The sequence below is a fragment of the Methylomonas sp. MS20 genome, assembly GCF_050275925.1.
Lineage (GTDB): Bacteria > Pseudomonadota > Gammaproteobacteria > Methylococcales > Methylomonadaceae > Methylomonas > Methylomonas koyamae_A.
Genome location: NZ_CP189962.1, coordinates 4,922,155 through 4,949,003, shown reverse-complemented (window position 1 = coordinate 4,949,003; position 26,849 = coordinate 4,922,155). Strand labels below are relative to the sequence as shown.

The 26,849-nt window shown below is 58.5% G+C and carries 27 protein-coding genes; 14 read left to right on the top strand and 13 right to left on the bottom strand.

Annotated features, from left to right (window positions below):
• The first annotated feature begins 5 nt into the window (after positions 1-5).
• Both ACQE3D_RS22005 and ACQE3D_RS22000 read left to right on the top strand, forming a co-directional pair.
• Complete coding sequence (locus ACQE3D_RS22005) at positions 6-848, top strand: endonuclease/exonuclease/phosphatase family protein (protein ID WP_313730452.1); 843 nt, start codon at positions 6-8, stop codon at positions 846-848.
• A 108-nt stretch (positions 849-956) separates the two neighbouring features.
• Positions 957-1,496, top strand: a complete 540-nt coding sequence (locus ACQE3D_RS22000; protein WP_313730453.1) for a hypothetical protein — start codon at positions 957-959, stop codon at positions 1,494-1,496.
• A gap of 597 nt (positions 1,497-2,093) precedes the next feature.
• On the opposite strand, the gene ACQE3D_RS21995 is transcribed toward ACQE3D_RS22000, so the two are convergent.
• From ACQE3D_RS21995 to ACQE3D_RS21980, 4 genes are all read right to left on the bottom strand, one after another.
• Positions 2,094-2,426, bottom strand: a complete 333-nt coding sequence (locus ACQE3D_RS21995) for an NGG1p interacting factor NIF3 (RefSeq protein WP_313730454.1) — start codon at positions 2,424-2,426, stop codon at positions 2,094-2,096.
• A gap of 22 nt (positions 2,427-2,448) precedes the next feature.
• Positions 2,449-2,598 (bottom strand): hypothetical protein, encoded by a 150-nt coding sequence (locus ACQE3D_RS21990; protein WP_157197959.1) that lies wholly within the window; start codon positions 2,596-2,598, stop codon positions 2,449-2,451.
• A gap of 14 nt (positions 2,599-2,612) precedes the next feature.
• Positions 2,613-3,239, bottom strand: a complete 627-nt coding sequence (gene lexA / locus ACQE3D_RS21985; RefSeq protein WP_071158838.1) for a transcriptional repressor LexA — start codon at positions 3,237-3,239, stop codon at positions 2,613-2,615.
• Between the two features lie 108 nt (positions 3,240-3,347).
• Complete coding sequence (locus ACQE3D_RS21980) at positions 3,348-4,748, bottom strand: 3'-5' exonuclease family protein (RefSeq protein WP_313730455.1); 1,401 nt, start codon at positions 4,746-4,748, stop codon at positions 3,348-3,350.
• Positions 4,749-4,858: 110 nt separating this feature from the next.
• On the opposite strand from ACQE3D_RS21980, the gene ACQE3D_RS21975 reads away from it, so the two are divergent.
• The 6 genes from ACQE3D_RS21975 (at position 4,859) to ACQE3D_RS21950 (ending at position 10,434) form a co-directional block, all read left to right on the top strand.
• Complete coding sequence (locus ACQE3D_RS21975) at positions 4,859-5,260, top strand: hypothetical protein (RefSeq protein ID WP_064030919.1); 402 nt, start codon at positions 4,859-4,861, stop codon at positions 5,258-5,260.
• 57 nt (positions 5,261-5,317) lie between these two features.
• Positions 5,318-5,983 carry a response regulator transcription factor gene (locus ACQE3D_RS21970; RefSeq protein WP_071158834.1) on the top strand — a complete coding sequence of 222 codons (666 nt, stop codon included), beginning with the start codon at positions 5,318-5,320 and terminating at the stop codon, positions 5,981-5,983.
• Positions 5,980-7,305 carry a sensor histidine kinase gene (locus ACQE3D_RS21965; protein WP_313730456.1) on the top strand — a complete coding sequence of 442 codons (1,326 nt, stop codon included), beginning with the start codon at positions 5,980-5,982 and terminating at the stop codon, positions 7,303-7,305. Before ACQE3D_RS21970 ends, ACQE3D_RS21965 begins: the two co-directional genes overlap by 4 nt.
• Before the next feature lie 107 nt (positions 7,306-7,412).
• Positions 7,413-9,749 (top strand): TonB-dependent receptor family protein, encoded by a 2,337-nt coding sequence (locus ACQE3D_RS21960; RefSeq protein ID WP_313730457.1) that lies wholly within the window; start codon positions 7,413-7,415, stop codon positions 9,747-9,749.
• A 206-nt stretch (positions 9,750-9,955) separates the two neighbouring features.
• Positions 9,956-10,144, top strand: coding sequence for a hypothetical protein (locus ACQE3D_RS21955; protein ID WP_168028170.1), 189 nt, complete (start codon positions 9,956-9,958; stop codon positions 10,142-10,144).
• The gene (locus ACQE3D_RS21950) at positions 10,138-10,434 is read left to right on the top strand and encodes a type II toxin-antitoxin system RelE/ParE family toxin (RefSeq protein ID WP_313730458.1); all 297 of its coding nucleotides are present in this window, start codon (positions 10,138-10,140) and stop codon (positions 10,432-10,434) included. Before ACQE3D_RS21955 ends, ACQE3D_RS21950 begins: the two co-directional genes overlap by 7 nt.
• Before the next feature lie 212 nt (positions 10,435-10,646).
• Here ACQE3D_RS21950 and ACQE3D_RS21945 read toward each other — a convergent pair whose 3' ends face one another.
• The gene (locus ACQE3D_RS21945; RefSeq protein ID WP_064030914.1) at positions 10,647-11,522 is read right to left on the bottom strand and encodes a LysR substrate-binding domain-containing protein; all 876 of its coding nucleotides are present in this window, start codon (positions 11,520-11,522) and stop codon (positions 10,647-10,649) included.
• 374 nt (positions 11,523-11,896) lie between these two features.
• Between ACQE3D_RS21945 and katG the strand changes: the two genes are divergently transcribed.
• The 3 genes from katG to ACQE3D_RS21930 all read left to right on the top strand — a co-directional run bounded on the left by katG (position 11,897) and on the right by ACQE3D_RS21930 (position 15,945).
• Positions 11,897-14,119, top strand: a complete 2,223-nt coding sequence (gene katG, locus ACQE3D_RS21940) for a catalase/peroxidase HPI (RefSeq protein WP_313730459.1) — start codon at positions 11,897-11,899, stop codon at positions 14,117-14,119.
• 761 nt (positions 14,120-14,880) lie between these two features.
• Positions 14,881-15,441, top strand: coding sequence for a HupE/UreJ family protein (locus ACQE3D_RS21935; RefSeq protein WP_313730460.1), 561 nt, complete (start codon positions 14,881-14,883; stop codon positions 15,439-15,441).
• Between the two features lie 135 nt (positions 15,442-15,576).
• The gene (locus ACQE3D_RS21930; protein WP_064030911.1) at positions 15,577-15,945 is read left to right on the top strand and encodes a hypothetical protein; all 369 of its coding nucleotides are present in this window, start codon (positions 15,577-15,579) and stop codon (positions 15,943-15,945) included.
• 190 nt (positions 15,946-16,135) lie between these two features.
• Here ACQE3D_RS21930 and ACQE3D_RS21925 read toward each other — a convergent pair whose 3' ends face one another.
• From ACQE3D_RS21925 to ACQE3D_RS21905, 5 genes are all read right to left on the bottom strand, one after another.
• Positions 16,136-16,627, bottom strand: a complete 492-nt coding sequence (locus ACQE3D_RS21925; protein WP_313730461.1) for a hypothetical protein — start codon at positions 16,625-16,627, stop codon at positions 16,136-16,138.
• A 91-nt stretch (positions 16,628-16,718) separates the two neighbouring features.
• Positions 16,719-17,339, bottom strand: a complete 621-nt coding sequence (locus ACQE3D_RS21920) for a hypothetical protein (RefSeq protein WP_313730462.1) — start codon at positions 17,337-17,339, stop codon at positions 16,719-16,721.
• Positions 17,336-17,719, bottom strand: a complete 384-nt coding sequence (locus ACQE3D_RS21915; RefSeq protein WP_313730463.1) for a copper resistance CopC family protein — start codon at positions 17,717-17,719, stop codon at positions 17,336-17,338. Before ACQE3D_RS21915 ends, ACQE3D_RS21920 begins: the two co-directional genes overlap by 4 nt.
• Positions 17,720-17,738: 19 nt before the next feature.
• Complete coding sequence (locus ACQE3D_RS21910) at positions 17,739-18,143, bottom strand: hypothetical protein (RefSeq protein ID WP_313730464.1); 405 nt, start codon at positions 18,141-18,143, stop codon at positions 17,739-17,741.
• A 16-nt stretch (positions 18,144-18,159) separates the two neighbouring features.
• Positions 18,160-18,738 (bottom strand): hypothetical protein, encoded by a 579-nt coding sequence (locus tag ACQE3D_RS21905; RefSeq protein ID WP_313730465.1) that lies wholly within the window; start codon positions 18,736-18,738, stop codon positions 18,160-18,162.
• A gap of 111 nt (positions 18,739-18,849) precedes the next feature.
• Between ACQE3D_RS21905 and nikR the strand changes: the two genes are divergently transcribed.
• From nikR to ACQE3D_RS21890, 3 genes are all read left to right on the top strand, one after another.
• The gene (gene nikR / locus ACQE3D_RS21900; RefSeq protein WP_313730466.1) at positions 18,850-19,317 is read left to right on the top strand and encodes a nickel-responsive transcriptional regulator NikR; all 468 of its coding nucleotides are present in this window, start codon (positions 18,850-18,852) and stop codon (positions 19,315-19,317) included.
• A gap of 173 nt (positions 19,318-19,490) precedes the next feature.
• On the top strand, positions 19,491-20,777 hold the full coding sequence (locus ACQE3D_RS21895; RefSeq protein ID WP_313730467.1) for a HupE/UreJ family protein: 1,287 nt from the start codon (positions 19,491-19,493) through the stop codon (positions 20,775-20,777).
• A 108-nt stretch (positions 20,778-20,885) separates the two neighbouring features.
• The gene (locus tag ACQE3D_RS21890) at positions 20,886-23,096 is read left to right on the top strand and encodes a TonB-dependent receptor (protein ID WP_071158812.1); all 2,211 of its coding nucleotides are present in this window, start codon (positions 20,886-20,888) and stop codon (positions 23,094-23,096) included.
• Between the two features lie 397 nt (positions 23,097-23,493).
• On the opposite strand, the gene ACQE3D_RS21885 is transcribed toward ACQE3D_RS21890, so the two are convergent.
• The 3 genes from ACQE3D_RS21885 to ACQE3D_RS21875 form a co-directional block, all read right to left on the bottom strand.
• Positions 23,494-23,928, bottom strand: a complete 435-nt coding sequence (locus tag ACQE3D_RS21885) for a hypothetical protein (protein ID WP_071158810.1) — start codon at positions 23,926-23,928, stop codon at positions 23,494-23,496.
• A gap of 187 nt (positions 23,929-24,115) precedes the next feature.
• Positions 24,116-25,105, bottom strand: a complete 990-nt coding sequence (locus ACQE3D_RS21880; protein ID WP_064030901.1) for a zinc-dependent alcohol dehydrogenase family protein — start codon at positions 25,103-25,105, stop codon at positions 24,116-24,118.
• Positions 25,102-26,682 (bottom strand): AAA family ATPase, encoded by a 1,581-nt coding sequence (locus ACQE3D_RS21875; RefSeq protein ID WP_313730468.1) that lies wholly within the window; start codon positions 26,680-26,682, stop codon positions 25,102-25,104. Before ACQE3D_RS21875 ends, ACQE3D_RS21880 begins: the two co-directional genes overlap by 4 nt.
• Positions 26,683-26,849: the final 167 nt, after the last annotated feature.

Below are 26,849 nucleotides of genomic sequence, written 5' to 3'. Positions count from 1 at the left end.
GAACCATGGCGTTCGCACTGTTAACGCTGAATCTGCATACCTATCAGCAACACCCACGGCAAAATTGCTTCGAAACCATGCATTTGCACGAGCGAGAAGTGCAAATCATCGCCGAAGCCATCGCCCAGCAGCGTATCGACGCTGTCTGTTTTCAGGAAGTCGGCGAATACCGCTACGATCCGATTACGCATCCCTATGGCGAGTCGCCGTCGAATATGGCATTTCGAATATGCCGGCGTTTGCGGGAATGGGGGCAGTGGTTTCACATTCACCAGGACTGGAGTCATATCGGCTTTCAGCTATGGCGGGAGGGCACGGCCATCCTGAGCCGCTACCCGTTGCATCATAACTATGCCGCTTACGTGTCTCACGATCGCGGCAAAGATAACTATATGTCGCGCAATGTGACCGTCAGCTGCATCGACCTGCCTCGGTTTGGCTTGCTGCACGTTGCCAACGTGCATCTGAGTTGGGCGCATCATGGCTTCCACGAGGAATACGCCCGCTTGAAACAGTTGATCGCTTCCCGCCGGCATTTCGGCGTCAGAGGTGATTTGATCGTCGGCGATTTCAATGCGCCGGCCGGCGACCACGCCTATTGCCATATCGTCGGCAATGGCGAATACGTCGATCAATATTACGAGTTGCATCCGCACCGGTTTCACGAACCGACCTTTCGCGGGCAGATCGACGGCTGGCGGCATAGTCCGCCCCGGCGTATCGATTACATCTTCAAACGTAACGGGCATCCGTTGCGCATCCGCGAGATGACACCCATCTTCAACGACGAATTTTATCCCACGGTGTCGGACCACTTCGGCTACTTGGCTCGATTCGAGCTGTTCTGAGTCGGGCTGGCGGCGCTGTCGTCAAATTGCGGTAACAGGACCTTAATCGTCCTGTCATCGGCGCCGCTCTACAATCCCCGCATTCCTTTCCGAACTGGAAGCAATGCAATGAAAGTCCGCGTTCTGATTTGCTTGACGATGGGTTTGCTTTGGGGTTGCTCGACAGCCGATTTCCACCGATCCGCTTGGCCCGAGGACATGCCGGCGCCGGTCGGGTTTGCCGAACAGTACCAGCGAGACCGCCAAAATGCCGAGTTGCAAAGTTTGCAGGAATATCTGACCTGGGTCGAACGTTTTTACCGGGGTTGGGAACTGTATCCGACGGGCTGGATTGAAATTAGCCTAGATTTGACGACCAAGCTTGCCGATCCCTCGCTAAAAAGCCAGATGCAGACGAAGTTGGCGCTGTTGGGGTCCGCCATCGCGGCGGAGTGGGCCAAGGATAATACGGTGCGCCGCATCACGACCCGGCATATCGCGATATGGGGCGAAGCCTTGCGCAAATCGGCCGAACGCGCCGAACTCCCGAGCGTACTCGACCGCGTGCTGGATGATGTGGACAACCTACTAAACAGTCGAATCGCGGCGGATGTGATTACCGAAAACCGTTTTTACATCGTTGACGATGTGCTCAATGAAATTCATTGAAGACCGGTTTTCCCCAGATAGCCCCGCTATCGATCCGCCTCGGAGAAGCGTCCAATTCGGCTAGGACTGGGGGCGCCATCCATCTGCGGAAAGCCTGAAAGGCCAAGAAGCTTGAGCCGGGGAAGAGTTAGCGCCGTGCAGCATAACGGATGCGAACGATCTTCGTGTTTGGGTTCGGCTACCCTTTTGCGAGAAGGAGCCGAAGTCCGCGTGCTTGACGACGAATAACAGCTCAAAATTCGCTTGGACCATACTTCCATTGACATGGACCGGATATAAATCCAGGCCGGAGGCGTACAAAAAGCGCCGGACCCTTCCAGCAGCTTCGGCGAGGCTGCCACCGGTTGCTGCGGCGCCGTGGCCGACGTTTAGCGCCCCCCGAGGGTGGCGCGGGTGTGGTCGAGACTCCGGTAACTGCCTTCCGGAGATTTTTATATCCGGTCGGGACGGTTTAGCATGCGATAACCGTCGGCGGAAGCGCGGGCGGCTGTGCCGGAAGTCTGAAAAAACGCCGGCAACGTCTTCAAGCCGTTTTAAAATCGAAAAATGCGGCGTTGGCGACGCCTCGAGCAGGAGCGAGGCTGGTTGGCGAGTCGCCTAATCGGCTGCGGGTAGCGCGTCGGGATCGATCAAGCGATGGATTTCGTAAGCCGGTTGCTGGTAGGGGTGACTGGCGAGCAGCGCGGCCAGCGCCGGACGTATCGAGGCCGCGCTGCAAACCATTTCGACTTTGTATTCCTCGACTTGCGTCACCTCGCCGGTTCGGCCGGAATAGGGGACGCTACCGGGCAACGGCCGAAATTGACCGATGCCGAGGGTTTGCCAACAGCATCGGTCGTAATCGCCGACATGGCCGGCGCCGGCGGCGAACAGCGCGCTTTTGACCGGCTCCAGATGGCTGGCGGGTACGAAAAAGCACAGCTTATACATCGTCAATATCCGTAGGCTGGCGTCAACCGGTCGCCAGCAAAAACACACCCCACAATACGATCACCAACGTGATTTCTTCCAGCATATTGATCGCCGACTGGCGGGCGACCCGGTTCAGCATCGCGACTTGGTTGGCTTTTTGGTCGCGCATATGGACGGTGTGACGAATCATGATTGCCTCCGGTTTTAAGGGTGGGTGTAACTGCGCATCTGGCCTACCAGTACGCCTTGTATCTCCACTTGCTCGGGCCGAAAACGCATAGCCTGCATCTGAGAGTTGGCGGGAACCAGCAGGGTTTCGTGGGGGTATTGCTCGATAAATTTCAAGGTGGCCTCGGCCTTGTCGACCAAGGCCACGACGATTTCGCCGTTGCGGGCGTGGCTGCGTTGCTCGATGACGACCCAGTCGCCGTCGAAGATGCCGGCTTCCTGCATCGAGTCGCCCTTGACCCGCAGGATGTAACAAGGTTTGTCGGTTTTCAGCGGTTCGGGCACCGCCATGTAGGCGATGTTTTCGATGGCTTCGATCGGCCGGCCGGCGGCGATATAGCCGACTAGCGGCAGCAGACTGGAATCCTGGGTCGGGGCGGCCAACGATTTGGCGTAATCGGTCAGGCGGATGCCGCGCTGCTTGCGTTCCGGCGCTTCGACCAGGTTGGCGTCGATCAGGGCCTTGATTTGGCTATGCAGCGAACCGCGCGATTTCAAGCCCATTGCCGCGCACAGTTCTTCCAGCGTCGGCGGATGGGTGAAGCTGTCCTGGTTTTGCAGCAGGAAGTCGAAAAGCGCTTGTTGTTTACGGGTCAGTGTCATGGTTGTTCTGTGTTTGTTTTGAAAGACTATACAAACAAAACAAATCAAGAACAAGTGTTTTTTATTGGTTCTATTCTCGTGCCGGGCGGCGGTTCGGTGGGCAGTAGTTTAGAAGTTGTCGGCCAGATCGAGCCCAGCGGGTGAGCGGCTTGCCAGCGGAATAATCCGGGCCTTTTTCAGCATCTTGGCGAGCAAGGTATAGGTATCGCGATCGAAAGCCGGCCGGCCGGCCTCGAGCAGTTCGGCGACGTCGGCTTCGGTGCGGGCGCTGCCCAGGTAGCACCAGCGGTCGATGACGTGCATGTCGTCGCCTTCCCGAACGCCTATCGGGCCGGGATAGGGCCAAGTCGCCAATTTAAGTTTTTGCATCGCAACGAATAAGCGGCCGGCATGCGCCAAGTGTGGTTCGGCCCCGACGCAGGCGCCCGCGCATTTTTTCAATTGATAGCCGAAGCAGGGTCGTCCCGGCACGGTTTTCTCCAGGCCCAGCACGCTCAGGCAAAGGCCGTGTTGCTCGGCCAGACCGCGCAAGGCTTTTTGGGCGTCGCGCTGGCTGTGGTACAGGCCGTACAGATTGTCCTGACCGCCGAAATCCAGCGCGTCCGCCCAGACCAGTTCGGGGCGGACTTGTTCGCCGTGTTGCGCCAGCCGCCAAGCGCCCAGCGCATTCTTGCGGCGCAGACGGCGGTTATAGACCGGCATCATTTGTTTGATTAGCTTGGCTTCGGTCAGCAGCGCGCCCAATTCCCCGGACGTTTCCAGCCAGTCTATGCGCCTGAGTTGTTGCGAAAGATTCATTTCCTTGTCGTGGCGGTGGTCGGCCGCGAAGTGGGCGAGCACCCGCTGCCGAATATTCACGCTTTTGCCGATGTAGAGCGGCAAATCGTTTTCGCCGTAAAACAAATAGACGCCCGGTACGTCGGGCAATTCGTGGGTCAACAGCGGGTCGATCCGCGAGGGCAGGCTGGATTTGCCGAGCAAACCGGCCACCGTGTCGGTCAAACGCTCGGCCGGGAATTCGCGATGCAGATGCTCCCAAAACTGATGAATCAATTGGGCGTCGGCCAAGGCGCGATGCCGATCGTTGGCGGTCAGGCCGTGCCTTTCGATCAGACTGTCCAGATTATGGTGGTGGTATTGGGGATAGAGTGCGCGCGACAATTTGACCGTACAAAGCACTTGCGGCTGAAACGGCAGGTCCAGGCGCTTGAATTCGTTTTTCAGAAAGCTGTAATCGAAACGGGCGTTATGAGCGACGAATACTCGATCTTCCAACAGTTCCCAGACTTGGCGCGCGATCGCGGAGAACGGCGGCGCGCCTGAGACCATCTCGTTGCTGATGCCGGTCATTTGTTCGATGAACAGCGGAATGCGCATTTGCGGGTTGACCAGTTGGCTCCATTCCCGGACGCCGTCGGCATCGACCAAGACGATACCGATTTCGGTTATCCGGTCTTGTCGCGGCGAGGCGCCGGTGGTCTCCAAATCGACAAAGGCTAGGGCTGGCATGGTATTGAGTCGCTAAAATACTGTAAGGGCAGCAGGGTCGAATTCATCCGCTCGTCGCGAATTTGTTGATAAGCTATGTCCAAAATAATAACTAAACGGGAGAGTAAGACATGAAGGCTTCAATCAAGACCGTTATCGCGTTGGCGTTGGGCTTGGCGGCCGGCGATGCGCTGGCATACGGCAGTTCTTCCAGTTCCGGCCATTGCGACAAACCGATATTCACTGAGTTTCAACCGGCGCCGAATAAATACCTGCAATCGTTTACCGAGTTCAGCTTTATCGTTTCGTCCAATACCACGACGACGTCTATCGTCGCCAATATCAGTTCAGGGTCTATTCAATACCATTTATCCGCCAAGGAGTTGAAGTTTTTTCCGCTGAAAAATGGTCAGACCGAAGTCAGGGGCAAATTGCCTCGGCCGATCGAGCACGGTTTCGCGCGGCTCAACGTCACCGCGCACAGCAAGCCGGGTTGCGAGAAAACCGACGGGTATTTATTGCGGATTCAATGATCGGCGCGCGCCGAGTCGGCGCTTGTCCCGGCAAACGCGGAGCATGGAGCTTAGGCGATGAAATTGCTGTTGGTTGAAGACGACGTTGCATTAGCGGCGCCGCTAAAGATGGACTTGGAGCGGGCCGGCTACGTCGTCGATACGGCCGCGGACGGCGAGCACGGTGAGTTTCTCGGCGCTACCGAAGATTACGACGCGGCGATACTCGATTTAGGCTTGCCCAAATTGGCCGGCCTCGACGTTTTGAAACGCTGGCGGGATGCCGGCAATGCCACGCCGGTGATCGTTTTGACCGCTCGCGATGCCTGGTACGAGAAAGTGGACGGCTTCAAGGCCGGTGCCGACGATTATTTGGGTAAGCCGTTTCATCCGCAAGAATTGCTGGTCAGGCTGCAAGCCATTTTGAAACGGGTTCACCGCCATAATCAGTTTACGTTGCAGGTGTTGGGCGTCCTGCTCGACGAGGATGAGCAAACCGCCGCGGTCAATGGCGGGGAGGCTTACCCGCTGACCGCGATCGAGTTTCGGCTGTTGCGCTATTTCATGATGAACGCCGGCAAAGTCCTGACCAAGTCGCAATTAGGCGAACATATCTACAGCGAATCGGACGAGCCAGACAGCAATGTCATCGAAGTCTACGTCAAGCGCCTGCGCAAGATTGTCGGCAGCGATTTGATCCAGACTCGCCGGGGCCAGGGTTACGTGTTCGGAAGCCGGCCATGATGGCGTTGCGCGAGCGCCTGGGCCGCGGCCTGATCGCCGCGCTGTGCGTGATTTTCGTCGTGCATTGGATCGCGGCGGATTGGGTCATCCGCACCGTCGCCGAGAGCCAGATGGCGAATCGATTGGCCGACGACGGTTATTCCTTACTGGAATCGCTGGCCTCTGCCGACGACGATAAACTCTCGTTCAACCGCTTGCGGATCAGCTCGGTCTACAGCCGGCCGCTGTCCGGCCATTACTATCTGGTCAAAATCGACGCCGAAGCCCATCCGTCGCCGTCGCTGCTGGATTTTCCGTTACCGGTTCAAGCCGTTGGGCCGGAACAGCAGACGCTCTATCATCTGTCCGGTCCGGAAAATCGACCGTTACTGGTGTTGAGCCTGGGCGCGGTGCGCTTTGGTCATAGAATCAACATTCATATCGCCGAGGATTTGTCGGCGGTCGATCACGATATCACCTGGATACGCGCCGCCTACTTTGCGCTGACGTTGACGATTCTGATGGCTGCGATCGGCGTGCTGAGTTGGGATGTCGGACGCGCGTTGCGGCCGCTGACGCTGGTCGGCGGCGAACTGGAACAAGTCTGCGCTGGTCGGCGCCAGCGTATCGAATTGGACGTGCCGGACGAGATCAAACCGCTGGTGAACGAGATCAATCATTTGCTGGAACTGGTTGCCCGGCGCTTGCAGCAGTCCCGTACCGCGATCGGCAATCTGGCGCACGCGCTGAAGCCGCCGCTGGCCTTGCTGTTTCGGGTTGCCGAAGAACCGGCGTTTCTGGACCATCCCGACTTGCGCGAGCAAGTGCGGGGCCAAACCGAAACCATCCGGCGCTGCATCGAGCGGGAACTGAAACGTGCCCGGATCGCCGGAGACCAGCAGGCCAGCGCCGCGTTCAATCCCCGCAAGGAATTGGTGGCGTTAAAAAAAACCCTGCGGGCGATCCATGCCGAGAAGGACCTGGATATTCAGATCACCGCCCCGGACGCATCGGTGCATTTCGACCGGGAAGACATGATGGAAATGCTCGGCAACCTACTGGACAACGCCTGCAAATGGGCCAGGCGGCGCATTGATGTTGAGCTGGCCTTTGCCGACGAGGTGTTGGTGCGGGTCGCCGACGACGGGCCGGGTTGCGGCGAAACCGAATTGCCGGGGTTAACCCGGCGCGGGGCACGCCTGGACGAGTCGGTGCAAGGTCACGGCCTGGGTTTGGGTATCGTCGCCGACATCGTCGATAGTTACAAAGGCAGCCTGCACCTCGGCCGCAGCAAGGCATTGGGCGGATTTCTGGCGACGGTGCGTCTACCGTTGAGCCGCTAAATCCAGAGCCGATTTTCAGTTTCGATTCACGCGTGTTCGTTAAATTGCGTTAAGCATCCTTCGCTTCGGTTGGTGGATTCCGGCGGGAAAGCCGGCCGGGGCGGAGGATGTGCCAACTCAAATTCGAACGGGAAGTGAACGACATGCAGAATAAATGCGGAGTATGGCCGGCGCTGATCGTCGGCGCGCTGGCCCAAGGTGTGTTTGCCGGCGAAACCGCCGAGTCGACTCGAACTCAAACGGCGGAGGCCGATCTAAACGAGGCCTTGCCCAGCGTCGAAGTCGCCGAAAGCGTCGAGAAGGCCGCGACCTTCTCCGGCTCCACCTCGGTGATCGACAAGCAAACCCTGGAGCGCGACCAGGTATTCACCGTCAACGAGGCCTTGCGCAAGGCCCCCGGCGTTTATGTCCGCGACGAGGAAGGCTTTGGTTTGCGGCCGAATATCGCGTTTCGCGGCCAAAACCCGTTTCGCTCCACCAAGGTGTTGTTTTTGGAGGACGGCATTCCGTTCAACTTCGCGCCCTACGGCGATAACGACATCTACTACCATCCGCCGATCGAGCGCTACGATGGCATCGAAATTTACAAGGGCGCCGACTTGACCCAATTCGGCCCACAAACCATCAACGGCGCGATCAATTATCTGACGCCCAAGGTACCGACCACGCCCGGCGGTTTCGTCAGCTTTACCGGCGGCAACCGCGATTATCTGAACGGCCATGCCCGTTACGGCGGCATGGTCAAGAACGTGCAAGGCCTGGATGCGGTCGGCGGCGTGGTCGATTACATTCACAAGGAAGGCATGGAAAATCGCGACAACACCTTCGCCGTGGTGGACGACGCCAACCTGAAAAGCATCATCGACTTTGACGCGCGCAATCGCCTGACGCTACGCGGCGATTTTTACCACCAGGACGAGCAAGGCGCGGCCTTCGGCTTGACCGACGCCGAATACCGCAAGCTGGGCGCTCGTTACAATCCGGATAAGAACGCCAGCTTCATCAACGACCGCTGGTCCACCTCGGCCACCTACGAGCACAACTTCAATAAGGACGTGACCTTGGAAACCAGCTTTTACTGGTCGGCCTACGAACGCAACTGGTGGCGGCAGCAGAATCAGTTCCCGACCGAAAACCAATGCAGCAGCCTCGGCATCGCCAATTACGTGCAAAATCGCGAAAACGGCATCGCGGTGGATATGAACGACTGCAACTACAACATCGGTCGCAAGCGCAATTACGAAACCTGGGGCATTGCCCCGACTCTACATGCCAAGCACGATCTGTTCGGCGTCGAAAGCCATTTGGATGCGGGTTTTCGCGCGCACTTCGAGAACCAGTACCGCCGGCAAATCCAGGGCAGCTCGCCGACCGCGCGCGACGGCACCTTGCTGGAAAACAACCAGCGTTTCGCCGATGCCTATTCCGGTTTTTTCCAAAATCAATTCATTTGGGGAAACTGGACGGCGACCCCCGGCGTTCGGGTCGAGTCGGTGAGTTACCAGCGTAAGGATGTGCGAACCGGGATCGCCGGCGGCAACGGCATGACCGAAATCCTGCCGTCGTTCGCGGTGACCTACAGTCCAATCGATCAGGCCACGTTGTTTTTCGGCATCCATCGCGGCTTCGCGCCGCCGCGCGTCGAGGACAGCGTCAACAATGCCAACGGCGCGGCGGTGGAGATTGGCCCGGAAATCAGTTGGAACGCCGAATTCGGCGTCCGGGCCAGACCGGCGCGCGGCGTTAAAGCCGAAGTAACCTATTTCCACAACGATTTCGATACCCTGACTGCCTTGGGTACGGTTGGCGGCGTCGATACCCCGGTGGCGCAGGGCAAAGCGCTGTATGACGGTTTAGAATTGATGGCGCGGGCCGATCTCGGCGACGTGTTCGGCTGGGCGCACAATCCCTACGCGCAAGTCGCCTACACCTGGCTGCCGACCGCAGAAACCACGTCGCCGTTTCATTGCCTGACCGACAGCGGCCAGGCGACCGGCTCCAGCCAGAACGCGACCTTCACCCGATTCTGTCCGGGCGGGAACGTATTCGGCTCGGCGGCAGGCAAACGCGCGCCCTACGCGCCGGAAAACCTGCTGACCGCGACGCTGGGCTACTCGCATGCCAGCGGCTTCGATGCACACTTGGAAGCGGTGTTCGTCGGCGAGCAATTCGCCGACTTCATGAACCTGAACAGCGCCGGCGACCTGCCGTTGGATGTCGGCACCACTGCTCAACGCAACGCGCTGATCAAGTCCGGCCAGTTCGGCAAGATTAACGATTACGTGGTGGTCAACTTCGCCAGCTCCTACAAGGTACGCAAAGACCTCACCCTGTTCGTTTCGATGAAAAACATGCTGGACAACACCTACATCGTCGACCGGGTGCGCGGCATCCAACCCGGCGCGCCGCGTTTGGTGCAGGCGGGGTTTAAGTACGAGTTTTAGCGAGGCGACCTCGCAACGTTGTGTATCTTGTCTTCCGCTTCACCTTGAACTGGCTTGCGCGGACGGTGTTGAAGAGCCCTGTTTCTCGACGATGGTGGTTACCGCGTCCAACCGGTAGAATGGTGGTCGCCAATGCACACTATATCAGTGCTCCGGGCCATGCCGGATAAGTCTAAAACCGTCAGCGACCAAAGGAGAAGTACACCATGCAACGACAACGGACCACTAAACAAGAAGCCCTTGCCATCATCCAGCGCTTACCCGATACCGCCGACATGGAAGAAATCATGTACCGGCTCTATGTGCTCGAAAATATCCGTCGCGGCCGGAAAGACGCCGAACAGGGCAGAACCGTACCCGCCGAACAGGTGCTGAGAGATATTCAAGCGTGGTGAAGTGGACCGATCACGCATTGGGCCAGCTTCGTCACATTCACGACTACATCGCACAGGACTCACCGATTTATGCCAAACGGGTGGCCGAAGCGTTGGTCGCTAAAACGCTTGACTTGGATCAACTGCCCCGTATTGGGCGCATGGTACCGGAGTTGAGCGACGAGGCAGTACGCGAACTTTCGCTTTACTCCTACCGCATCCTTTACGAGATCAAACCCTCCCATATTGAAGTGTTAGCAGTCATTCACAAGCGCCGCGACTTACGGACGGACGAGATTCTACGCGAGTAGTAATAACGAAGCGAGTCCGGCGCGTGGTGCCGTATTCCAGACTAGCGGTTGCCGGTTCAGGGCGCGCTGCTGGCCGTTACCTACAACGCAAAGACTTCCAGCCCGGTGGTGCGAGTGCGGTAATTTGTCAACACATATTGGGCGCGTCGAGCAAGAGGCACTCGCGGGACTTCCGCGCGGCAGATCGGCGCGCGAAGGCGGTGGAACGAATCTCAGACCAGCGGTTTGTAAGCCAATAGTCCCGCCAAGTCCTCGAGCAAGCCGGCGCGGGGATGGGCCTTCAGCCACACCAGCGCAATGGTGCGGCTGGGCCGCTGGCGGATAGCGATGTAGCGAATGTCCTTGTCGTCCGGCTGCACCGCTACCGACGGCATCAGCGTCACGCCGACGCCGTTCTTGACCATGTAGCGCAGGGTTTCCAGGCTGGAGGCCCGGAAATCGTGTTCGACGAATCGGGACGGATCGCACAGCTTCAGCGCTTGGTCGCGCAGACAGTGGCCTTCGTCCAGCAATAGCAGATTCTCTTGGGCCGCCATGCCCAACTCCACTTCGTCCAACTCGGCCAACGGGTGGTCGGCGCAAACCGCCAGCGTGAACGGATCTTCGAATAAGATGCGTTGTTCCAGAGCGTCGATGGCCACCGGCAGGGCCAGCAGCGCCGCGTCCAGCTTTTTGCTCAGCAGAAGCGCGATCAGAGCCTGGGTTTTTTCCTCGACCAACTGCAGTTTCAGTTCCGGATAATGTTGCTTGATGCGAAACACGTATTCCGGCAGTACGTAACTTGCCAGCGACGGAAACGCGCCCAGCGATAAGTGATTGCGGTACCGTCCGCCGGCGTGGGCGGCGATTTGCCGGATCGAGCGGGCATCGTCCAGGATGCGGCGGGCGAGGGGTAGAACCTCGCGGCCGGCTTCGGTCAAATCCACATGGTTTTTCTCCCGCACGAACAAGTCCGCGCCCAGATAATCCTCGAGCTTCTTGATCTGCGTGCTGAGGGTGGGCTGACTAATCGAACAATGTTCGGCGGCTTGACTGAAGTTTCTTAAATCCGCTACCGCGACCAGATAGCTTAAATCGCGCAAATTCATTCGTGGTGACCCGTGTATTTAAGATGTGCCGAAAGGAACCGACGGCCGGAAACATTATCCATGATTGCGCGGGTTCCGCTGCTATTGATGCGAACTATCGGCCCATCCAAGAAATCAATTTCAGTCCGATGGCGGAATTCGGTTGAATAGTCTCGCCGACAACATCACAAGGCGAGCGCGAAATTCGATGGCACGTCCTTGCATAACGTTTAACCGGTTCGGCAATGCCGTCGCCGCCGAAGGCCGAGTCGGTCAATTCCGGACATCGGCTCTACAATTTTGCTTGCCTTCGTTTGGCCAGATAGCGGAGAAGTTGACCGAGCGGGCAACGGCAAGCATTTTCGACCAATCATCATCAGGACTAGAGGTGCATCATGAAAACCCGACAAACCTTCCTGGCTTCCGCTTTGGCGGTCGCTATTATCACGGCCTTGCATGTCGCGCCGGTACAGGCCGACATACAGCCCACCACCAACAATTTCTGGTGGCCGGAGCAACTGGATTTGAAACCGCTGCGCCAGAATGCGGCCGAGTCCAACCCGCTCGGCAAGGCCTTTAACTACGCGGAACAATTCAAAACCCTGGATCTGAAAGCGGTCAAAAAAGACATCGCCGACGTGTTGCATACCTCTCAGCCCTGGTGGCCGGCCGATTACGGCAATTACGGTCCGTTCTTCATCCGGATGGCCTGGCATAGCGCCGGCGTTTATCGTATCTTCGACGGCCGCGGCGGCGCTTCCGGCGGCCAGCAACGCTTCGAGCCTCTCAACAGTTGGCCGGATAACGTCAACTTGGACAAGGCCCGCCGCTTGTTGTGGCCGGTCAAGCAGAAGTACGGCGCTAAATTATCCTGGGCCGATTTGATGGTGCTGGCTGGTAACGTCGCGTTGGAAGATATGGGTTTCAAAACCCTCGGTTTCGCCGGCGGCAGGGCCGACGACTGGGAAGCCGAGGTCGTCAACTGGGGCATGGAGAAGAAATTTCTGGCCGACGAACGCCATGACGCCGACGGCGAACTGGCGAAACCGTTGGGCGCCACGCAAATGGGGCTGATTTACGTCAATCCCGAAGGTCCTGGCGGCAATCCCGATCCGTTGGCGGCCGCCAAGCATATTCGCGAGGCCTTCGGCCGGATGGCGATGAACGACGAAGAAACCGTGGCGCTGATCGCCGGCGGCCACACCTTCGGTAAGGCCCACGGCGCTCATAAACCCGACGAATGCGTCGGCAAGGAACCGGCCGCCGCCGGTATAGAACAGCAAGGTTTGGGCTGGGCCAATAAATGCGGAACCGGACATGGCGCCGACACCGTCAGTAGTGGTCTGGAAGGCGCCTGGTCTACCAATCCGACCCGTTGGACCCACGACTACCTGACCTGGCTGTACACCTTCGATTGGCAGCAAACCAAGAGTCCGGCCGGCGCCACCCAATGGATTCCCAAGGATAACAAAGGCGAAAACTTTGTGCCGGACGCGCACGACCCCAACAAACGTCATGCGCCCATCATGTTCACGACCGATATTGCGTTGAAAATGGACCCGGAGTATCAAAAAATTTCTAAGCGCTTTCTGGATAACCCGAAAGAATTCGAAGCCGCGTTTGCCAGGGCTTGGTTCAAGCTGTTGCACCGCGACATGGGGCCCAAGGCCCGTTACGTCGGTGCCGAAGTGCCGGCCGAGGATTTTGTCTGGCAGGACCCGATCCCGAAAGTCGATCACAAGCTGATCGACGCCAAGGACACCGCCAAATTGAAAGCAACCATCCTGGCCTCGGATTTGACGATACCGGAATTGGTCAGAACCGCCTGGGCATCGGCGGCGACCTTTCGCGGCACCGATATGCGAGGCGGCGCCAATGGCGCCAGAATTCGCTTGGCGCCGCAGAAGGACTGGGAAGCCAACGATCCCGCCGAACTGACCAAAGTGCTGGCTCGCCTGGAAACCATCCAAACCGACTTCAACCGTTCCTTGAAAGGCGGCAAGAAAGTCTCGCTGGCCGACGTGATCGTGCTCGGCGGTTCGGCGGCCGTGGAAGAAGCGGCGAAAAAAGCCGGTTTTAAAGTACAGGTACCCTTCAAACCGGGCCGGATGGATGCCTCGCAGGAACAAACCGACGTGAACTCGGCGGCGGTACTCGAGCCCAAAGCCGACGGTTTTCGTAACTACTTCGGCAAGGATAACGCCCATTCGCCGGCGGAAATGCTGGTCGAGCGCGCCAACTACCTGACATTGAGCGTGCCGGAAATGACGGTGTTGATCGGCGGTATGCGCGCGCTGGATGCCAACGCAGGCCATAGCAAGCACGGCGTGTTCACCAGTCGGCCCGGCACGTTGACTAACGACTTTTTCGTCAATTTGCTGGATATGTCCACGCAATGGGGCAAGTCGGCGACCGAAGGCGTTTACGACGGTAAGGACCGGGCTAGTGGCCAACTTAAATGGACTGCAACGCCGGTGGATTTGATCTTCGGCTCCAACTCCGAATTGCGGGCAGTCGCGGAAGTCTATGCATCCGACGATGCCAAGGAAAAGTTCGTGCAGGATTTCGCCAAGGCTTGGGCCAAGGTGATGGACTTGGATCGGTTCGACGCCCGCTGAGTAGCGTTTGTTCGCGGCCTCGCTTGTCCCGTGCTCGGGCAAGTGGGGCGTGTTACTAAGCTTGAGTTTCTTAATGTTAACCGCCGACGTTTCAGATCATTGCGGCGAGTGGTCCTGAATTTGTCGGCCGATTTGATCAATCGCCGCGACCATAATCGCCGTCAAGCTTCAGGCTGACTTTCGTGTCCAAACCGGGAATGCCGAGCGCACGGGTCAGTCACTGCGATTGTTTCTAGCGTTCGGATACAGGGAGTTACGCCGCAAATCGACGTAATTCCCACTCCTCCATCGTCAATAAGTGGTTGCCGCAATTGGATTGTCGCAGAACAGCTCAACTTAATTTCCCATCGTAAATCCGGTTGGTAAAGCGTACCGACGGCATCCGCCGAGACCGGTTGAGGCCGCTTCGCACGCCGGCGTTGAGCTGGGTCGGCAAAAAAATCAGGCTGTTATGAAATATTTTTATTTATTCCTATCTCTGCTAAAATGAACTCGTCTTATTCATCCGCTCAGCCTTGAGGCATTCCAGGCTTGGTTGGGTAAGGCATAGCGATACCCTAATGGTTAGGGGGGCGGCCTATTTTGGACTGCTGTCCAAGTGCCGGTTTTCTCGGCCCCCGCCATGTCTTCACAGTTGTCATAGTCCGCTCTTGGCGCGGTTGCCTGGATTGAATCCGCTCGGCCTGGCCGAGTTTTTCGCCTTTTCCGGCAAGACGCCTGGGGTATCGGTCAATATTCAACCGCCTTGATTGGAGGTAGCGATGAATGGCAGGGCAGATTTTTTACAACGCACGATTCCGGTCCTTCTGTTACAGCCGCTGGTTGTCGAGGCCCATCCGTTTCACTGGGGGGCTGAATCCGTCGGCTTTGTCGGTGGCTTACTTCATCCGTTGACCGGCACTGATCATCTGCTGACGATGTTGGCCGTCGGATTGTGGATTTCTCAAACCCCTGGTGCTTGGAGTCGTTTACTGCCGCTGGGGTTTGTGGCAGCTATGGCAGTCGGTTGCGGCTTGACGCTGATCCCCGTTGAAATTCCCTTTGCAGAAGCGGTCATGGTCGCTTCGATATCGATGCTGGGCTTGTTCTTGGTTTTGGGCGCGAGAGTGCCGGTGGGCGTCGGACTGTTGAGCATCGAGCTGTTGGCAGTGCTGCACGGTTACTTGCATGCCTATGACATGTGGCTGGATGCCGACGCCGTCGCGTATTCAGGGGGCTTTGCGCTGGCGACGTTGATCTTGCTGGTTGTTGGCGTCGCGACCGGGCATTGCTTCGGTCGTTTAGCGCGAAAGTATCGGCAAGCAAGGCCGATGGCGCGCTAGATCGTTAGCGGAGAGTTCCATTCGCCGTTTTTTACGTTTGATAAAAAAGGAGTATTTAGGTAAGTGCGCAATTAATGATGTATCCGAAACAATAATTTTAATTATCAGTCAGTTATATTTAGAGGTTTAGACCCCATGTCGTTTCAAAAAATGTTTGTTGCCTTCGCGCTGTTTTTCTCTCTATTGGGCTTTACCGGCTCGACGTTCGCGAAAGAAGTAAAAAAACCGATCCCCGAGATTTTGAAAGAAGTCGATGTGAAAATTCAGGCGGCATTGGACGCGCTACCTTCCGGGAATGCTCAAGAAATCGCGACCCATATCAAGGATGCGTCTGAAATTGCCAGCGAACTGAGCGCCAACTACAAATTCGAATTCGAACGCGACAAAGTGGTACTCAAGCTGAAAAAGTCCAGGGAGCTGGTGAAAAAATCCGATTTTGCCGGCGCCGAACAAGAGCTGAAGACTGCCAAGGAAGGTTTCGCGAATCTGCCGAAATACCAATAAACGGGGGTTTTTGGCATCGAGCGATGTTCGGTCGATGCCTGGTATTGAGCCGTCAAGTCCGTTGGACTGACGGCTTTTTATTGTTTAGGTGTTGCCGGGCCCGGCGGAGATTAGCATTCTTGTCTTGAACGGGCAGGTTTAAGGTAGAAAGCGTTTGGGGATAGCGCCACGCTGGGCACCACCTTCGTCATTACTCGGACGTGCCGAACGCCTGATTGGTAAACGGATTGCTTGTGGGACGGACGACCACGTTGAAACCGAACTCGGTTTGCCGGTGGCAGCTATTACAGGCTTCGGTCAGCTTATCGTAATGTTCGATAAATGCTTGCGGGTCCCGCGCGGCGATAGCCTGCTCCAGTTTGGCTAACGGTTGATCCATATGCGCGGCAATCAGGCTTGGAATCGGCTCCTTGATCTGTTTGTGGCTCGGGTGATAGCGGCCGGCATCTTCCAAACCTTCGTGCAGTTCCTCCACTTCGTAGGCGGCCAGCGGCCAGTTTCGGGCTTGGCCGGCAAACCAGAGTTTGGCGTGGCGGGCGGCGGTCTGGGCCATGAATTCGCCTAGGCCGGGCGCGAAGTGTGGGTGGGCTTGGGCGGCGGGGTGTTCGTCGTGGCGATGGGCGCAGCCGGACAGCAAGGCCGAGGCCGCGACCAAGCTCAGTGGAAAAATCAGAGTTTTCATCGTCGATTCCTGTGACGGTTGAATAAGCGGTGGATGTCCCTGCCTTAGCGGGATTTTGCGGTACCCTTGTCGGCCGGATGATGAGCGCGGCTCAGCCGGTCGAATCGGCCGGTCGAGGTTTTAATAGGCGCGGCACAAAATAGGCCGCGCCGGCAATGGCGATGCCGACGGCGCCGATCAGAACGGATAGGCGGCTAGCGGGGCCGGTGCTTTCCACGGCTAGTCCGACCGTCAGCGGCATGTGCAGCGCGCCGACCTCGGGCGCGGTATGTAGATCGGTGTCGTCGACACTGAGTATTGCTTGGTATTTGCCGGGGGTTTTGAAATCCACGGTGGTGGTCAGCACGCCTTGCTTGGCGACCGTCATTGGTAGCTCGACGATGATTTGGCCGTCCTCGCGTAGAATTTTCAAGGCTACCGGTTTCTTGCGAACGTCCAGATCCAGCAGATCGACGCTGATCTGAGTCTTGCCGGTCGCCGGAATGTCCACGCATTCAGCTTGAGGTAAGGCCTTGCTGTCCTTGGCCTGGGTCGGGTCGAACTGATAGGCGGCAAAATTGACGACGTAGTAATCGTTGCTGAGCATGCAGCCGTACAGGTCGTAGCTGCCGCCGGCACCCTTGCGGTTGCCGCCGAGCGGCACCGACGCCGCGGCTTGTTCGATGCCGCCCGCGCACAGGATGAGACCGAAAATCAGTCGAGCGCGATTCATGGATGTTTCTCCGGGGCGGCTGGGGTTGCGGCGATCACGAATTTCGACACGCCGCTGACGATCAGGCCGTCTTCGGTAATCACCCGATAACGCATCGCGTAAGGGCCGGGCGGCAAGGGCTTGGTGGTGGCGGTTAGTCGATGCCGTTCGCCGAGAACCAAGCGGGCATCGCCGTTGTCGACCCGCTGGCCGTTGCCGTTGACGACCACCACCGAAGGCGAGCGACCGCCAACATTGCCGCTAAACCAAAATTTGACCGTGCCGTCGAACTCGCCGATTTCGGCGCCGTTCTTGGGATCGGATTTCAGCAGGATACCTTCGGCCTGGCTGGCGGCATTGATTGCCAAGCCGAGAATGGCGGTAAGCGTGTAGCGAAGCATGAATTTTGTACGCATGGCGTTAGGGGAGGTCGAACCAGCCGGCGATGAACAACACGATGGGGTCGGCGAGCGGATGGAAGAAGCCGAGGGTGATCAGGGCCAAGCCAATCACGAACAGGCGCGTCCACGCTTGCAGAGCCAGTTCCTGTTTTCGCCACAGAAAATGCAGAATCAGCCAGCTCGCCAGCCAGACCCCGAGCGCCAGGGTTTCCTTGCCGGAATAGGAGCCGATCGCGCCGTCCGGTCCGCTGCCGCGCGAGCCGGGTATCCAGTAGCCGTAGCCATGCACCCATTTATCCAGCGTCGGCGTCAGGCGCGAGATGTGGTGGGTGATCATCAATGTTAAAAAAGCCAGCAGCAAGGACAGGCTGGCGGCGACAGCCGGGCCGGAGTACGCGGTTCGGTTTTCGGTGGAATCTGTCATGGTCGGCTCGTAAAGGTCAAACGAAGCGGAGTTTCGCCAGGATTAGGCCGGCCGCGAAACCCAGCAGCAGAAAACTCCAGGACACCAAGATCGTCACGCCGACAAAGCGGGCGACGTCGCGGCGTAGCGCGTTCGGCAGGCCGTAGTAATACAACAGAAAGGTGGCCGACAACATTAGCGGAAACGGAAACAGCGAAACGAATTCCTTGAATTCCATCAGCACGTTGTGGAAGGCCGGCACCTGTTGCAATATCCAGTCGCGCGGACCGTGCTGGCCGCGATAACGCATGTAGATCCAGTTGCCGCTGATCGCGCCGGCCAGATTCAGCAGTGTCGCTGCCACCAGCCAATACCGCAGCGAAGTCAGGTCGACATGAAGCCCGCGAACCAGAGGCAGCGCGCGGTGGGTCAAATAGGTGCCGGCGACGACCGCCAATATCGCGCAGACGCCGTGCAGGCCGGCCTTCAGGCTGTAAGCGGTGGGATAAAAAAAGTTGGCGGCGGGCAGTAGCAGCAGCAATAGCAGTGCAATCGCCGCCTGGCCGCGAATCAATATCTTGCTGAAATGATCGTGAGTGTAGGGGCTGGCGGACATTCAGGCTCCGTTGACGAGACAAGGCCGGCGTGTTTCCGGTTGCAGATCGGGCACCGGTCGGCTTGGGTTATAATCGGGCGTTTCCGATAACAATAACGACAGGAGCCGGTCTTGGAACGATTTACCATTTCTTTGAGCGACGAATTGGCCGTCGAATTCGACCAATGGATAAGTGCTCGGGGTTACTCCAACCGCTCGGAAGCCGTGCGTGATTTGTTGCGCAAGGAAATCGAAACCAAGCGCCTGGTCGAAGACGAAGCCATCTACAGCATCGCGACGCTCTCCTACGTTTACAACCATCACGAGCGGAATTTGTCCGAACGCCTGACCAGTCATCAACACGAGGCCCACGATTTGGTGGTGTCGTCGATGCACGTCCATCTGGACCACGACGATTGCCTGGAGACTTTGTTTTTGCGCGGCTTGACCCAGCGCATCCGCGGTTTCGCCGACAAACTGTCCGCCGAAACCGGCGTTAGGCATAGCGCGCTGAACTTGGTGCCGGTCAAACTGGCGGCCGTGCAGCATCAACATAGCCATCACGGGCAAACCCACACCCATTTCCATCCGCATAGTTGAAGGCGATACAGTTTTGGCGGCGCGTAAATCGAGCAGCAACATTCGATTACCGTAGCGATAGGATGTTTTTTTTAAAATTCATATTCGGAAAGCAGTATGATCTGCCGTATGATAGATTGTCAATTCATCCTACAAATATTTTTTAAGCCCTAACCACTCTCAGAGTATCTCCGATGTCGCCCACTACTCGCATAACCGCTGCCTATCGCCAGCGACCCGTGCTCGCGCGTTGGTTGGCGTTGGGCTTGTTGTCGGCGGTGGGCTTGGGGTTTTGGGCGGGACCATTCGCCGGCGCCGACATCGGCGGCTGGAGCAGCGGCTTCAACCACCCCTGGAAGGGTTGGGATCATTTGGTGACGATGCTGGCCGTCGGTATCTGGGCCGCGCAACTACGCGGCCGTGCCGTCTGGATGTTGCCGTTGGCTTTCGTCGGCGTGATGAGTTTAGGCGGTTTGGCCGGCGCGGCCGGGTTGGCGATTCCGAGCATGGAAGGGCTGATTTTGCTGTCCTGCGGGGTATTCGCGGTGTTGATTGGCCGGCGGGTCAGTTACGGCACGACTGTCAATCTGGCCATCGTGGCGTTTTTCGCTTTTTTCCACGGGCTGGCTCACGGCCAGGAAATTTCGGCTTCGGCAAGCTTATTGTCCTATACCGCAGGTTTCATGTTGGCGACCCTGCTGCTGCACGGCGCCGGCTTCCTGGTCGCTAAGCTGGCGGTGCTGGTTGCTGCCTTTCTGCTGACGGCCTGTTTCTCGAACATAGCGCTCGCGAAAGCCGCACCGCCTGCTTTCGCGGCCGAAAGCTTGGCAATCGAGGGCTTCGAGGCCGGGCATCTCCCGGCTTGGCAATCGGTCGAACGCGTGTCGGAGGCGGTGTCGGCATCGGCGCGGCGCGGCATGGCTCAAGCGGTGGCGGATTGCGAACTCCTTCGCGGATTAGCCGAAACCGCCGACGGTGGCGGGTGGCCCGAATCGGGTTTAGCCCTGATTGCGCCGGACGACGGCGGTTCCGCTCATATCCGCTTCAAGCATTTTTTTCCGAGCATTAATCACACGCCAGGCAAATCGCTGCTGAGTAACGGCGTCGGCCTGACTTCGCCGCCTGCCTTGCCCGTCGTTTCCGCTCGCTTCGTTTTTGCCCCGTTAGATACCTTCCCGATTTTTCCCGCCGAAAACCACTGTTTTCGCGCACTGCTTGCCGTATCCGGCGGCCTTACCTTCGTAACATTTTCCGATAGCCGGTATCGCCCTGTCGATCTCCTGCCTGTCCCATCGCTGCGTTTCGCGATCGCACCGGACCTAGCTTCTCGTAGTCCCGAAGCGCGTCGTATCGGTGGATTTCAAGTTTCGTTCGCGCCGGCTTATTTCCGACAAGTCGCCGCTCGCGTTAGCCAAACTCTGGCCGGTTCCGGTCAAGGTCAACACCAAAACCATAAAAATAACGAAAATTTCGACACTTGAGGAAGACGATGAAGCATTCGCAATCATTGGCGCCATGCGCCGCCCATCGCGCTGGTCAGGATTGGCCGGCGTCAAATCTACATTCTCGGCAATATGCACGGAGCTGACATGAAGTGTTACAACAGAAAATTAGGAAAAACCCGTTTGGCCATCGGCCTGGAGTTGGTTTTAGGATTGGGTCTTGCCGAGCTCGGCTTCGCGGCGGAACCGGACCAGACCGTGCAAACCGCTGAGGCCGTGCCGGCGCGCGCCGAGTCCGTCAAGCGCAAAACCAAGGCCAAACAGGAGAAGATTGAAGAGATGGAAGCCGTCGAGGTCGAGGAACCCGGCCGCGCCAAGGATTTGATCGGCATTGCCGGATCGGCCTCGCAGGGCGAGGTCAGCCAAAAACAATTCGAGCATCGTCCGTTGTCCCGTAACGGCGAGCTGGTCGAAGTCATACCCGGGGCGGTCGCCACCCAGCACAGCGGTTCCGGTAAGGCCAATCAATATTTCCTGCGCGGATTCAACCTGGACCACGGCACCGACTTCACGACCTATGTGGACGGTATCCCGATGAACATGACCACCCACGCCCACGGCCAGGGCTATATGGACATCAACAGCATCATTCCCGAGTTGGTTAAGAAAGTCGAATACGGCAAGGGGCCTTACTACGCGGAAGTCGGCGACTTCTCGGCGGCCGGTTACGCCAAGATGTACACGATGGATAAATTGTCGCAAGGCATATTGAAATTCACCGCCGGCCAGTACGATTACTATCGGACCTTGGTCGCCGACTCGATGAAGCTGGGCGACGGCGACTTGCTGTATGCCGGCGAGTTCAACCTTTACAACGGCGTCTGGCAGGTGCCGGAAGACTCCAAAAAATTCAACGGCCAACTGCGCTACTCGCTGGGCGGCGAGGATTGGGGCTTGGCATTAAACGCCAAGGCTTATTCGAACAGTTGGACCGCGACCAACCAGATTCCGCAGGCGGCGGTCGACAACGGCGGCATCGGACTCTACGGCAGCATGGACCCGACCGACGGCGGCGAAACCAACCGTTACAGCGTTTCCAGCAGTTTTTGGAACCAAGGCAGCGACTGGAAAAACGACGCCAATCTGTACGTGTTGTACACCGACTTGAATTTGTATTCCAACTTCAGCGGTTTCACGCGCGGTCCCGGCGGCGATCAAATCCTGCAAACCGAGCGGCGGGTGCAGACCGGCGGCCATTTCGAACATACCCGTTACAACAAATGGTTCGGCTTCGATATGGATAACAGCGTCGGCTTGCAATTCCGTAACGATCAGATCATGGGCCTGGGCTTGTACGAAACCGAAGCGCGCCAAATCGTCAATACCGTCAGCAAAAGTAATGTCGGCGTGACCACGATAGGCACTTATTTCAAGAACACGACCCACTGGCACGATAAAGTGCGAACGATTGCCGGCCTGCGCGGCGATTTCATCAATAACGACGTCGAGGTGTTGGATACCGGCAGCGGTTCGGCCAACGTGGCCGCCGCCAACTCCGGCAGTCGCGGCAAGGCGATGATCAGCCCGAAACTCAGCTTGGTGATCGGTCCCTGGTACAACACTGAGTATTTCTTCAATATCGGTTACGGCTACCATTCCAACGATGCCAGAGGCACGACGCTCAATTACGAGCCGACCAGCGGCGCCTTGCTATCGGGTTCCTCGGCGCGGATTACGCCGGCGGCGTGGTCGCGCGGCGGCGAAGCCGGCATCCGCAGCAATTTCATTCCCGGCTTGAACAGCACCTTCGCGTTATGGTGGCTGGAGTCCAGCCAGGAGCTGGTGTTCGTCGGCGACGAAGGCACTACCGAGGTCAACGGCAAGTCGCACCGCTATGGTATCGAGTGGACCAACTACTACAAGCCGACCGATTGGCTGACGCTGGACGCCGACTATGCGTTGACCACGGCCCGTTTCGCCGAGCGGCCGGACGGCGCGACCGACAACTTCGTCCCCAACTCGGTTGGCCGGGTGATTAGCACCGGGATTACCGTCGAAGATCCGACCGGCAGCACCGGCTTGTTCGGCACGCTTCGCTTCCGCCACTTCGGCCACGTACCGCTGGACGAATCCGGCACCTTTTGGGCCGGCGATACCAACATCGTCAATCTCGGCGCCGGTATCAAGCGCAAGCAATATAAATTGGAAATCGACGTGTTCAACCTGCTCGGCTCGCAAAGCAACGACATCGCCTACGCCTACGATTACAACTATCCCTACAATAATCCGGGCACCGGCATTTTGAAGCATCCGGTCGAGCCGCGCATGGTACGCGGCACCATCACGATCAACTTTTAGCGGGTCCCGGCCGCTCGGCCGAGTCTTGCGGATTCGGCTGGGGATGGTTTGGGAACCCGTTTCGTTGACACGGATGGTAGCGGCCGTTGAGTAAGGCTTAAGCCGAGATTCCAAGTGGTGGCGGCAGTTTAAGCGCCGCCTACTTCGGTTAGCGGAGCCGCTGTCTCTATTCGTCGGTTATGCGGACTGTTCCGGTCGAACCGGCCGGACGGCCGTTTGGGCAAGGGCCGGCGTAATTTCCGACTATCCGCTTAGCTATCGGCGGATGCGGGTCGGCTTAAAGCGGATCGATTGACGGCGAACGCCGTCGTTGGGGAGCTTGAACAACCGTCCGCCCGGTTTAATGTCGGGCAAACGGTTAAAGCGGGGGGATTGGGATTAGGATTGGGCCGACGTCTTAGTCCTTCAAGCCGCTGATGCCGTCCAACGACCAGTTTTCGATGTCGGCCGCGCCGGAGGTATCGTCGCCCTTGGTGTATTGAATGCGGCAAGCGTAGTGACGCAGTACCGGAGCGGTGTCCTTGCCGCTGATCTCGACATCGGCGTTGACGATGTATTCGTAATTACCCAAGCTCCAGACGTTGGTGGGTTGGCCGGCGAAATTAAAATTCTGATCTTCGTCCGCGTCGGCCTTGATGTAGTTGTTGCAGTGCGCAAAGGCTACCGCGGTCATATCGTTGCTGACCGGCATCGGGTTGGCGGCGTCCTTGCTTTCGACCAAGAACAGGTCGGATGCGGCGATATCGTACATAAAGGGCAGGAAGAATTTGATTTGGATCGCCAGCAAGCCCGCGAGGCAGGCGGCGAAAATGATGATTTTCTTTTTGTTCATGGCTCTTGAATAGTAATAGTTATTATCGTGAAGGCGGGAGCGTGATTTTAGCAAAGTTGGCCCTTGCTAGGAAATGCGGTTATCCGGCCGCTAATTTACCCGGAAATTGCGCTTAGCCAAGCGCCAAACGAAAATTTCGGCGAAGTCGGGAATAGCCGGTTTATAGGCCGCGATTGGTTGAAACGGTTCAATCCGGCATCGTCAATACCGCCGCGCCTTGAATGCATCCGGCTCTCAAGCTAGCCAACGCTAGGTTCGCATCGCCGAGCGCAAAGGTTTCCACGCTGGTGCGTACGCCGGCGCGCGGCGCGATCTCGAAAAATGCCTCGCCGTCCTGGCGGGTCAGGTTGGCGATCGACTGAATGCTACGTTCGCCCCACAAGATCGAATACGGAAACGCCGGGATCTCGCTCATATGGATGCCCGCGCAAACCACCCGGCCGCCCTTGACCGTATGTGCCAGGGCTTGCGGTAGTAACGCGCCGACCGGCGCGAACAGGATGGCCGCGTCCATGGCGCGCGGCGGCGCGCTATTCGAGTCGCCGGTCCAGGACGCGCCCAGTTGCCGGGCAAAGCGCTGGCCCGCGTCGTCGCCGGGCTTGGTGAACGCAAACAAGCTGCGGCCCTGCCAGACCATCACCTGGCTGATGATGTGGGCGGCGGCTCCGAAGCCGTAAATGCCGACCGTTTCGGCATCGCCGGCCGCGACCAGCGCCCGGTAACCGATCAAGCCGGCGCACAACAACGGCGCGGCTTCGGCGTCGCTGTAATCGTCCGGCAGCGCGAAGCAATAATGCTGGTCGGCCACCGCGTATTGCGCATAGCCGCCGTCCAGCGTGTATCCGGTGAAGCGAGCCTGGTCGCACAGATTTTCCCGTCCGCCGAGGCAATACCGACAGTGGCCGCAGGTCTGGCCCAGCCACGGCACGCCCAGGCGCTGGCCGATCGCGAAACGTTCGACGCTGGCGCCCTTGGCAACGACCCGGCCGACGATTTCGTGGCCGGGGATCAATCCCGGTTTCGGCTCGGTCAGTTCGCCGTCGACGATATGCAGATCGGTGCGGCAAACGCCGCAGGCGCTGACTTTCAATAACACTTGTTCGGCGCCGCATTCCGGAATATCCCGCTCGGCGGCCCGGAGCGGCAGGCCGGGACGGTCGAAAATCATGGCTTTCATGGCTGGGTCGCCTCCGGGTTCAGTAAAGTCCGCAGCCTGGCGGATAAGGTTTCGGGGAGCTGTGGTGGGGTGGTGTCGTTGCGGCAGACCAGCGTATGTTCGAGCTCGGTGTCGGTCAGGGCCTCGGCGGAGGCGCTGAGATGGGCCAGCACCGTCGGATCGGCTTCGGAAGCGTCGCCGCCTGTTGTCAGGCGCCGTTCGATGCGGCTGCGCGCCAGGCTGGTTTCCGCCGTCACCGCAACGATCATGAAGGCGGCGTCGAGTTCGGCGGCCAGATCGCGAAACGCTCGGCGTTGCTCCAGTTTCAAAAATGCGGCGTCGACGATGACCGGGTAGCCCAGCCGCAGCAACGCGCCGGCCGTGTCGGCAAGTTTGACGTATGTTTGCCGGCCGGCTTCGGCCGCGTACAGGCCGGCGTCGAGCCCGGAGCCGCTGGCCTGGGTGGGACTTAAGCCGAACAGGCGTTTGCGCTCGACGTCGGACCGCAGTCGGATCAGGCCGAAACCTTCCAATAACAGCTGCGAAATCGCGGTCTTACCGCAGCCCGGCGGGCCGTGCGTGATCAGCAGTACCGGCCGCCGCCGCCGCAGACTGGCTTCGGCCAACTTTAGGTAGGCGTGGCATTCGGACTGGTGGATCGGGTCGCCGCTTGGTTCTGCGCGGAACGCGGCGATTTTGGCGCGCACCGTAGCCCGGTAGCTTAAGTAAAAACGCAGCACGGCCAAGCCGGCGTAATCGCCGCCGGTTTCCAGGTAGCGGTTCAGAAACCGGTAGGCCAGATCGGCGCGGCCGCGATGCAGCAAGTCCATAACCAAAAACGCGCTGTCGTTGATCGTGTCTATCCAGCGCAGTTCGGGGGCGAATTCGATGCCGTCGAAGGCGACCGGCCGGTCGCGCAGCAACACGATATTGCCCAGATGCAGGTCGCCGTGGCATTCGCGAATCCGGCCGGCTTGGCGGCGGCGCGGCCAGATGTCAGCGTCGGCGGCGAATTCGGCCGCGCTGGCGGCCGCCAGCTGGGTCAGATCGGCGAATTTCCGGCCCGCCGCCGTTTCGGCCAACTGTTGGAAATTCTGCCGGGCTGGCCCGGCGACGGCGTCCGGCGTGCCGAATGCGGATGTTGCCGGCGCGGGCGGCAGGCCGTCGTGGAATTGGGCGATGATGTCGGCTAGATGATCGATGTGCGTCGGCGTGAGCCGATTTTGATTCAGCAACTCATCCAATAGTCTGCCGGCGCCGAAGCGGCGCATCTTTACCGCGTATTCCACCGTTGGGCTCAGGCCAAAGCCGGGGTGTCCCGGCGTGCCGCCCAGCGTCACCACGTCCAAGTAAAGCGATTTCGCCAGGCGTCGGTTCAGGCGCAACTCTTCTAGGCAGAAAAACTCGCGTTGCGCCAAGTCGGTGAAATTCAAGAATCCGAAATCGACCGGCTTCTTGATTTTATAGGCGTAGCGCCCGGCCAGAACGACCCACGAGATATGGGTTTCCAGAATCGCCACCGTTTTGACCGGATGCGGGTACATCGCCGGATTCAGCAAGGCGGCGATTAGCGGCGGGTATTCGCGGGTAGCGTTCATGGATTGCCTCGGAAGCGGCCGACGCCGCATTCTGGCAGATCGGCGGGCGCGGCGCAAAGTCGCGGCACCGCGAATTCGCCGCTCGGGTCCACCGGGTCGCCAAATCTGGAAATGCACGGCCGGCGCGGCGGAGTAGCCATGCTGACTCGCCGCGGAGTTTTCGACTA

Coding starts and splice junctions, on each gene's coding strand:
- ACQE3D_RS22005 (WP_313730452.1), top strand. CDS start 6: ATGGCGTTCGCACTGTTAACGCTGAATCTGCATACCTATCAGCAACAC.
- ACQE3D_RS22000 (WP_313730453.1), top strand. CDS start 957: ATGAAAGTCCGCGTTCTGATTTGCTTGACGATGGGTTTGCTTTGGGGT.
- ACQE3D_RS21995 (WP_313730454.1), bottom strand. CDS start 2,426: ATGTATAAGCTGTGCTTTTTCGTACCCGCCAGCCATCTGGAGCCGGTC.
- ACQE3D_RS21990 (WP_157197959.1), bottom strand. CDS start 2,598: ATGATTCGTCACACCGTCCATATGCGCGACCAAAAAGCCAACCAAGTC.
- lexA (WP_071158838.1), bottom strand. CDS start 3,239: ATGACACTGACCCGTAAACAACAAGCGCTTTTCGACTTCCTGCTGCAA.
- ACQE3D_RS21980 (WP_313730455.1), bottom strand. CDS start 4,748: ATGCCAGCCCTAGCCTTTGTCGATTTGGAGACCACCGGCGCCTCGCCG.
- ACQE3D_RS21975 (WP_064030919.1), top strand. CDS start 4,859: ATGAAGGCTTCAATCAAGACCGTTATCGCGTTGGCGTTGGGCTTGGCG.
- ACQE3D_RS21970 (WP_071158834.1), top strand. CDS start 5,318: ATGAAATTGCTGTTGGTTGAAGACGACGTTGCATTAGCGGCGCCGCTA.
- ACQE3D_RS21965 (WP_313730456.1), top strand. CDS start 5,980: ATGATGGCGTTGCGCGAGCGCCTGGGCCGCGGCCTGATCGCCGCGCTG.
- ACQE3D_RS21960 (WP_313730457.1), top strand. CDS start 7,413: ATGTGCCAACTCAAATTCGAACGGGAAGTGAACGACATGCAGAATAAA.
- ACQE3D_RS21955 (WP_168028170.1), top strand. CDS start 9,956: ATGCAACGACAACGGACCACTAAACAAGAAGCCCTTGCCATCATCCAG.
- ACQE3D_RS21945 (WP_064030914.1), bottom strand. CDS start 11,522: ATGAATTTGCGCGATTTAAGCTATCTGGTCGCGGTAGCGGATTTAAGA.
- katG (WP_313730459.1), top strand. CDS start 11,897: ATGAAAACCCGACAAACCTTCCTGGCTTCCGCTTTGGCGGTCGCTATT.
- ACQE3D_RS21935 (WP_313730460.1), top strand. CDS start 14,881: ATGAATGGCAGGGCAGATTTTTTACAACGCACGATTCCGGTCCTTCTG.
- ACQE3D_RS21930 (WP_064030911.1), top strand. CDS start 15,577: ATGTCGTTTCAAAAAATGTTTGTTGCCTTCGCGCTGTTTTTCTCTCTA.
- ACQE3D_RS21925 (WP_313730461.1), bottom strand. CDS start 16,627: ATGAAAACTCTGATTTTTCCACTGAGCTTGGTCGCGGCCTCGGCCTTG.
- ACQE3D_RS21920 (WP_313730462.1), bottom strand. CDS start 17,339: ATGAATCGCGCTCGACTGATTTTCGGTCTCATCCTGTGCGCGGGCGGC.
- ACQE3D_RS21915 (WP_313730463.1), bottom strand. CDS start 17,719: ATGCTTCGCTACACGCTTACCGCCATTCTCGGCTTGGCAATCAATGCC.
- ACQE3D_RS21910 (WP_313730464.1), bottom strand. CDS start 18,143: ATGACAGATTCCACCGAAAACCGAACCGCGTACTCCGGCCCGGCTGTC.
- ACQE3D_RS21905 (WP_313730465.1), bottom strand. CDS start 18,738: ATGTCCGCCAGCCCCTACACTCACGATCATTTCAGCAAGATATTGATT.
- ACQE3D_RS21895 (WP_313730467.1), top strand. CDS start 19,491: ATGTCGCCCACTACTCGCATAACCGCTGCCTATCGCCAGCGACCCGTG.
- ACQE3D_RS21890 (WP_071158812.1), top strand. CDS start 20,886: ATGAAGTGTTACAACAGAAAATTAGGAAAAACCCGTTTGGCCATCGGC.
- ACQE3D_RS21885 (WP_071158810.1), bottom strand. CDS start 23,928: ATGAACAAAAAGAAAATCATCATTTTCGCCGCCTGCCTCGCGGGCTTG.
- ACQE3D_RS21880 (WP_064030901.1), bottom strand. CDS start 25,105: ATGAAAGCCATGATTTTCGACCGTCCCGGCCTGCCGCTCCGGGCCGCC.
- ACQE3D_RS21875 (WP_313730468.1), bottom strand. CDS start 26,682: ATGAACGCTACCCGCGAATACCCGCCGCTAATCGCCGCCTTGCTGAAT.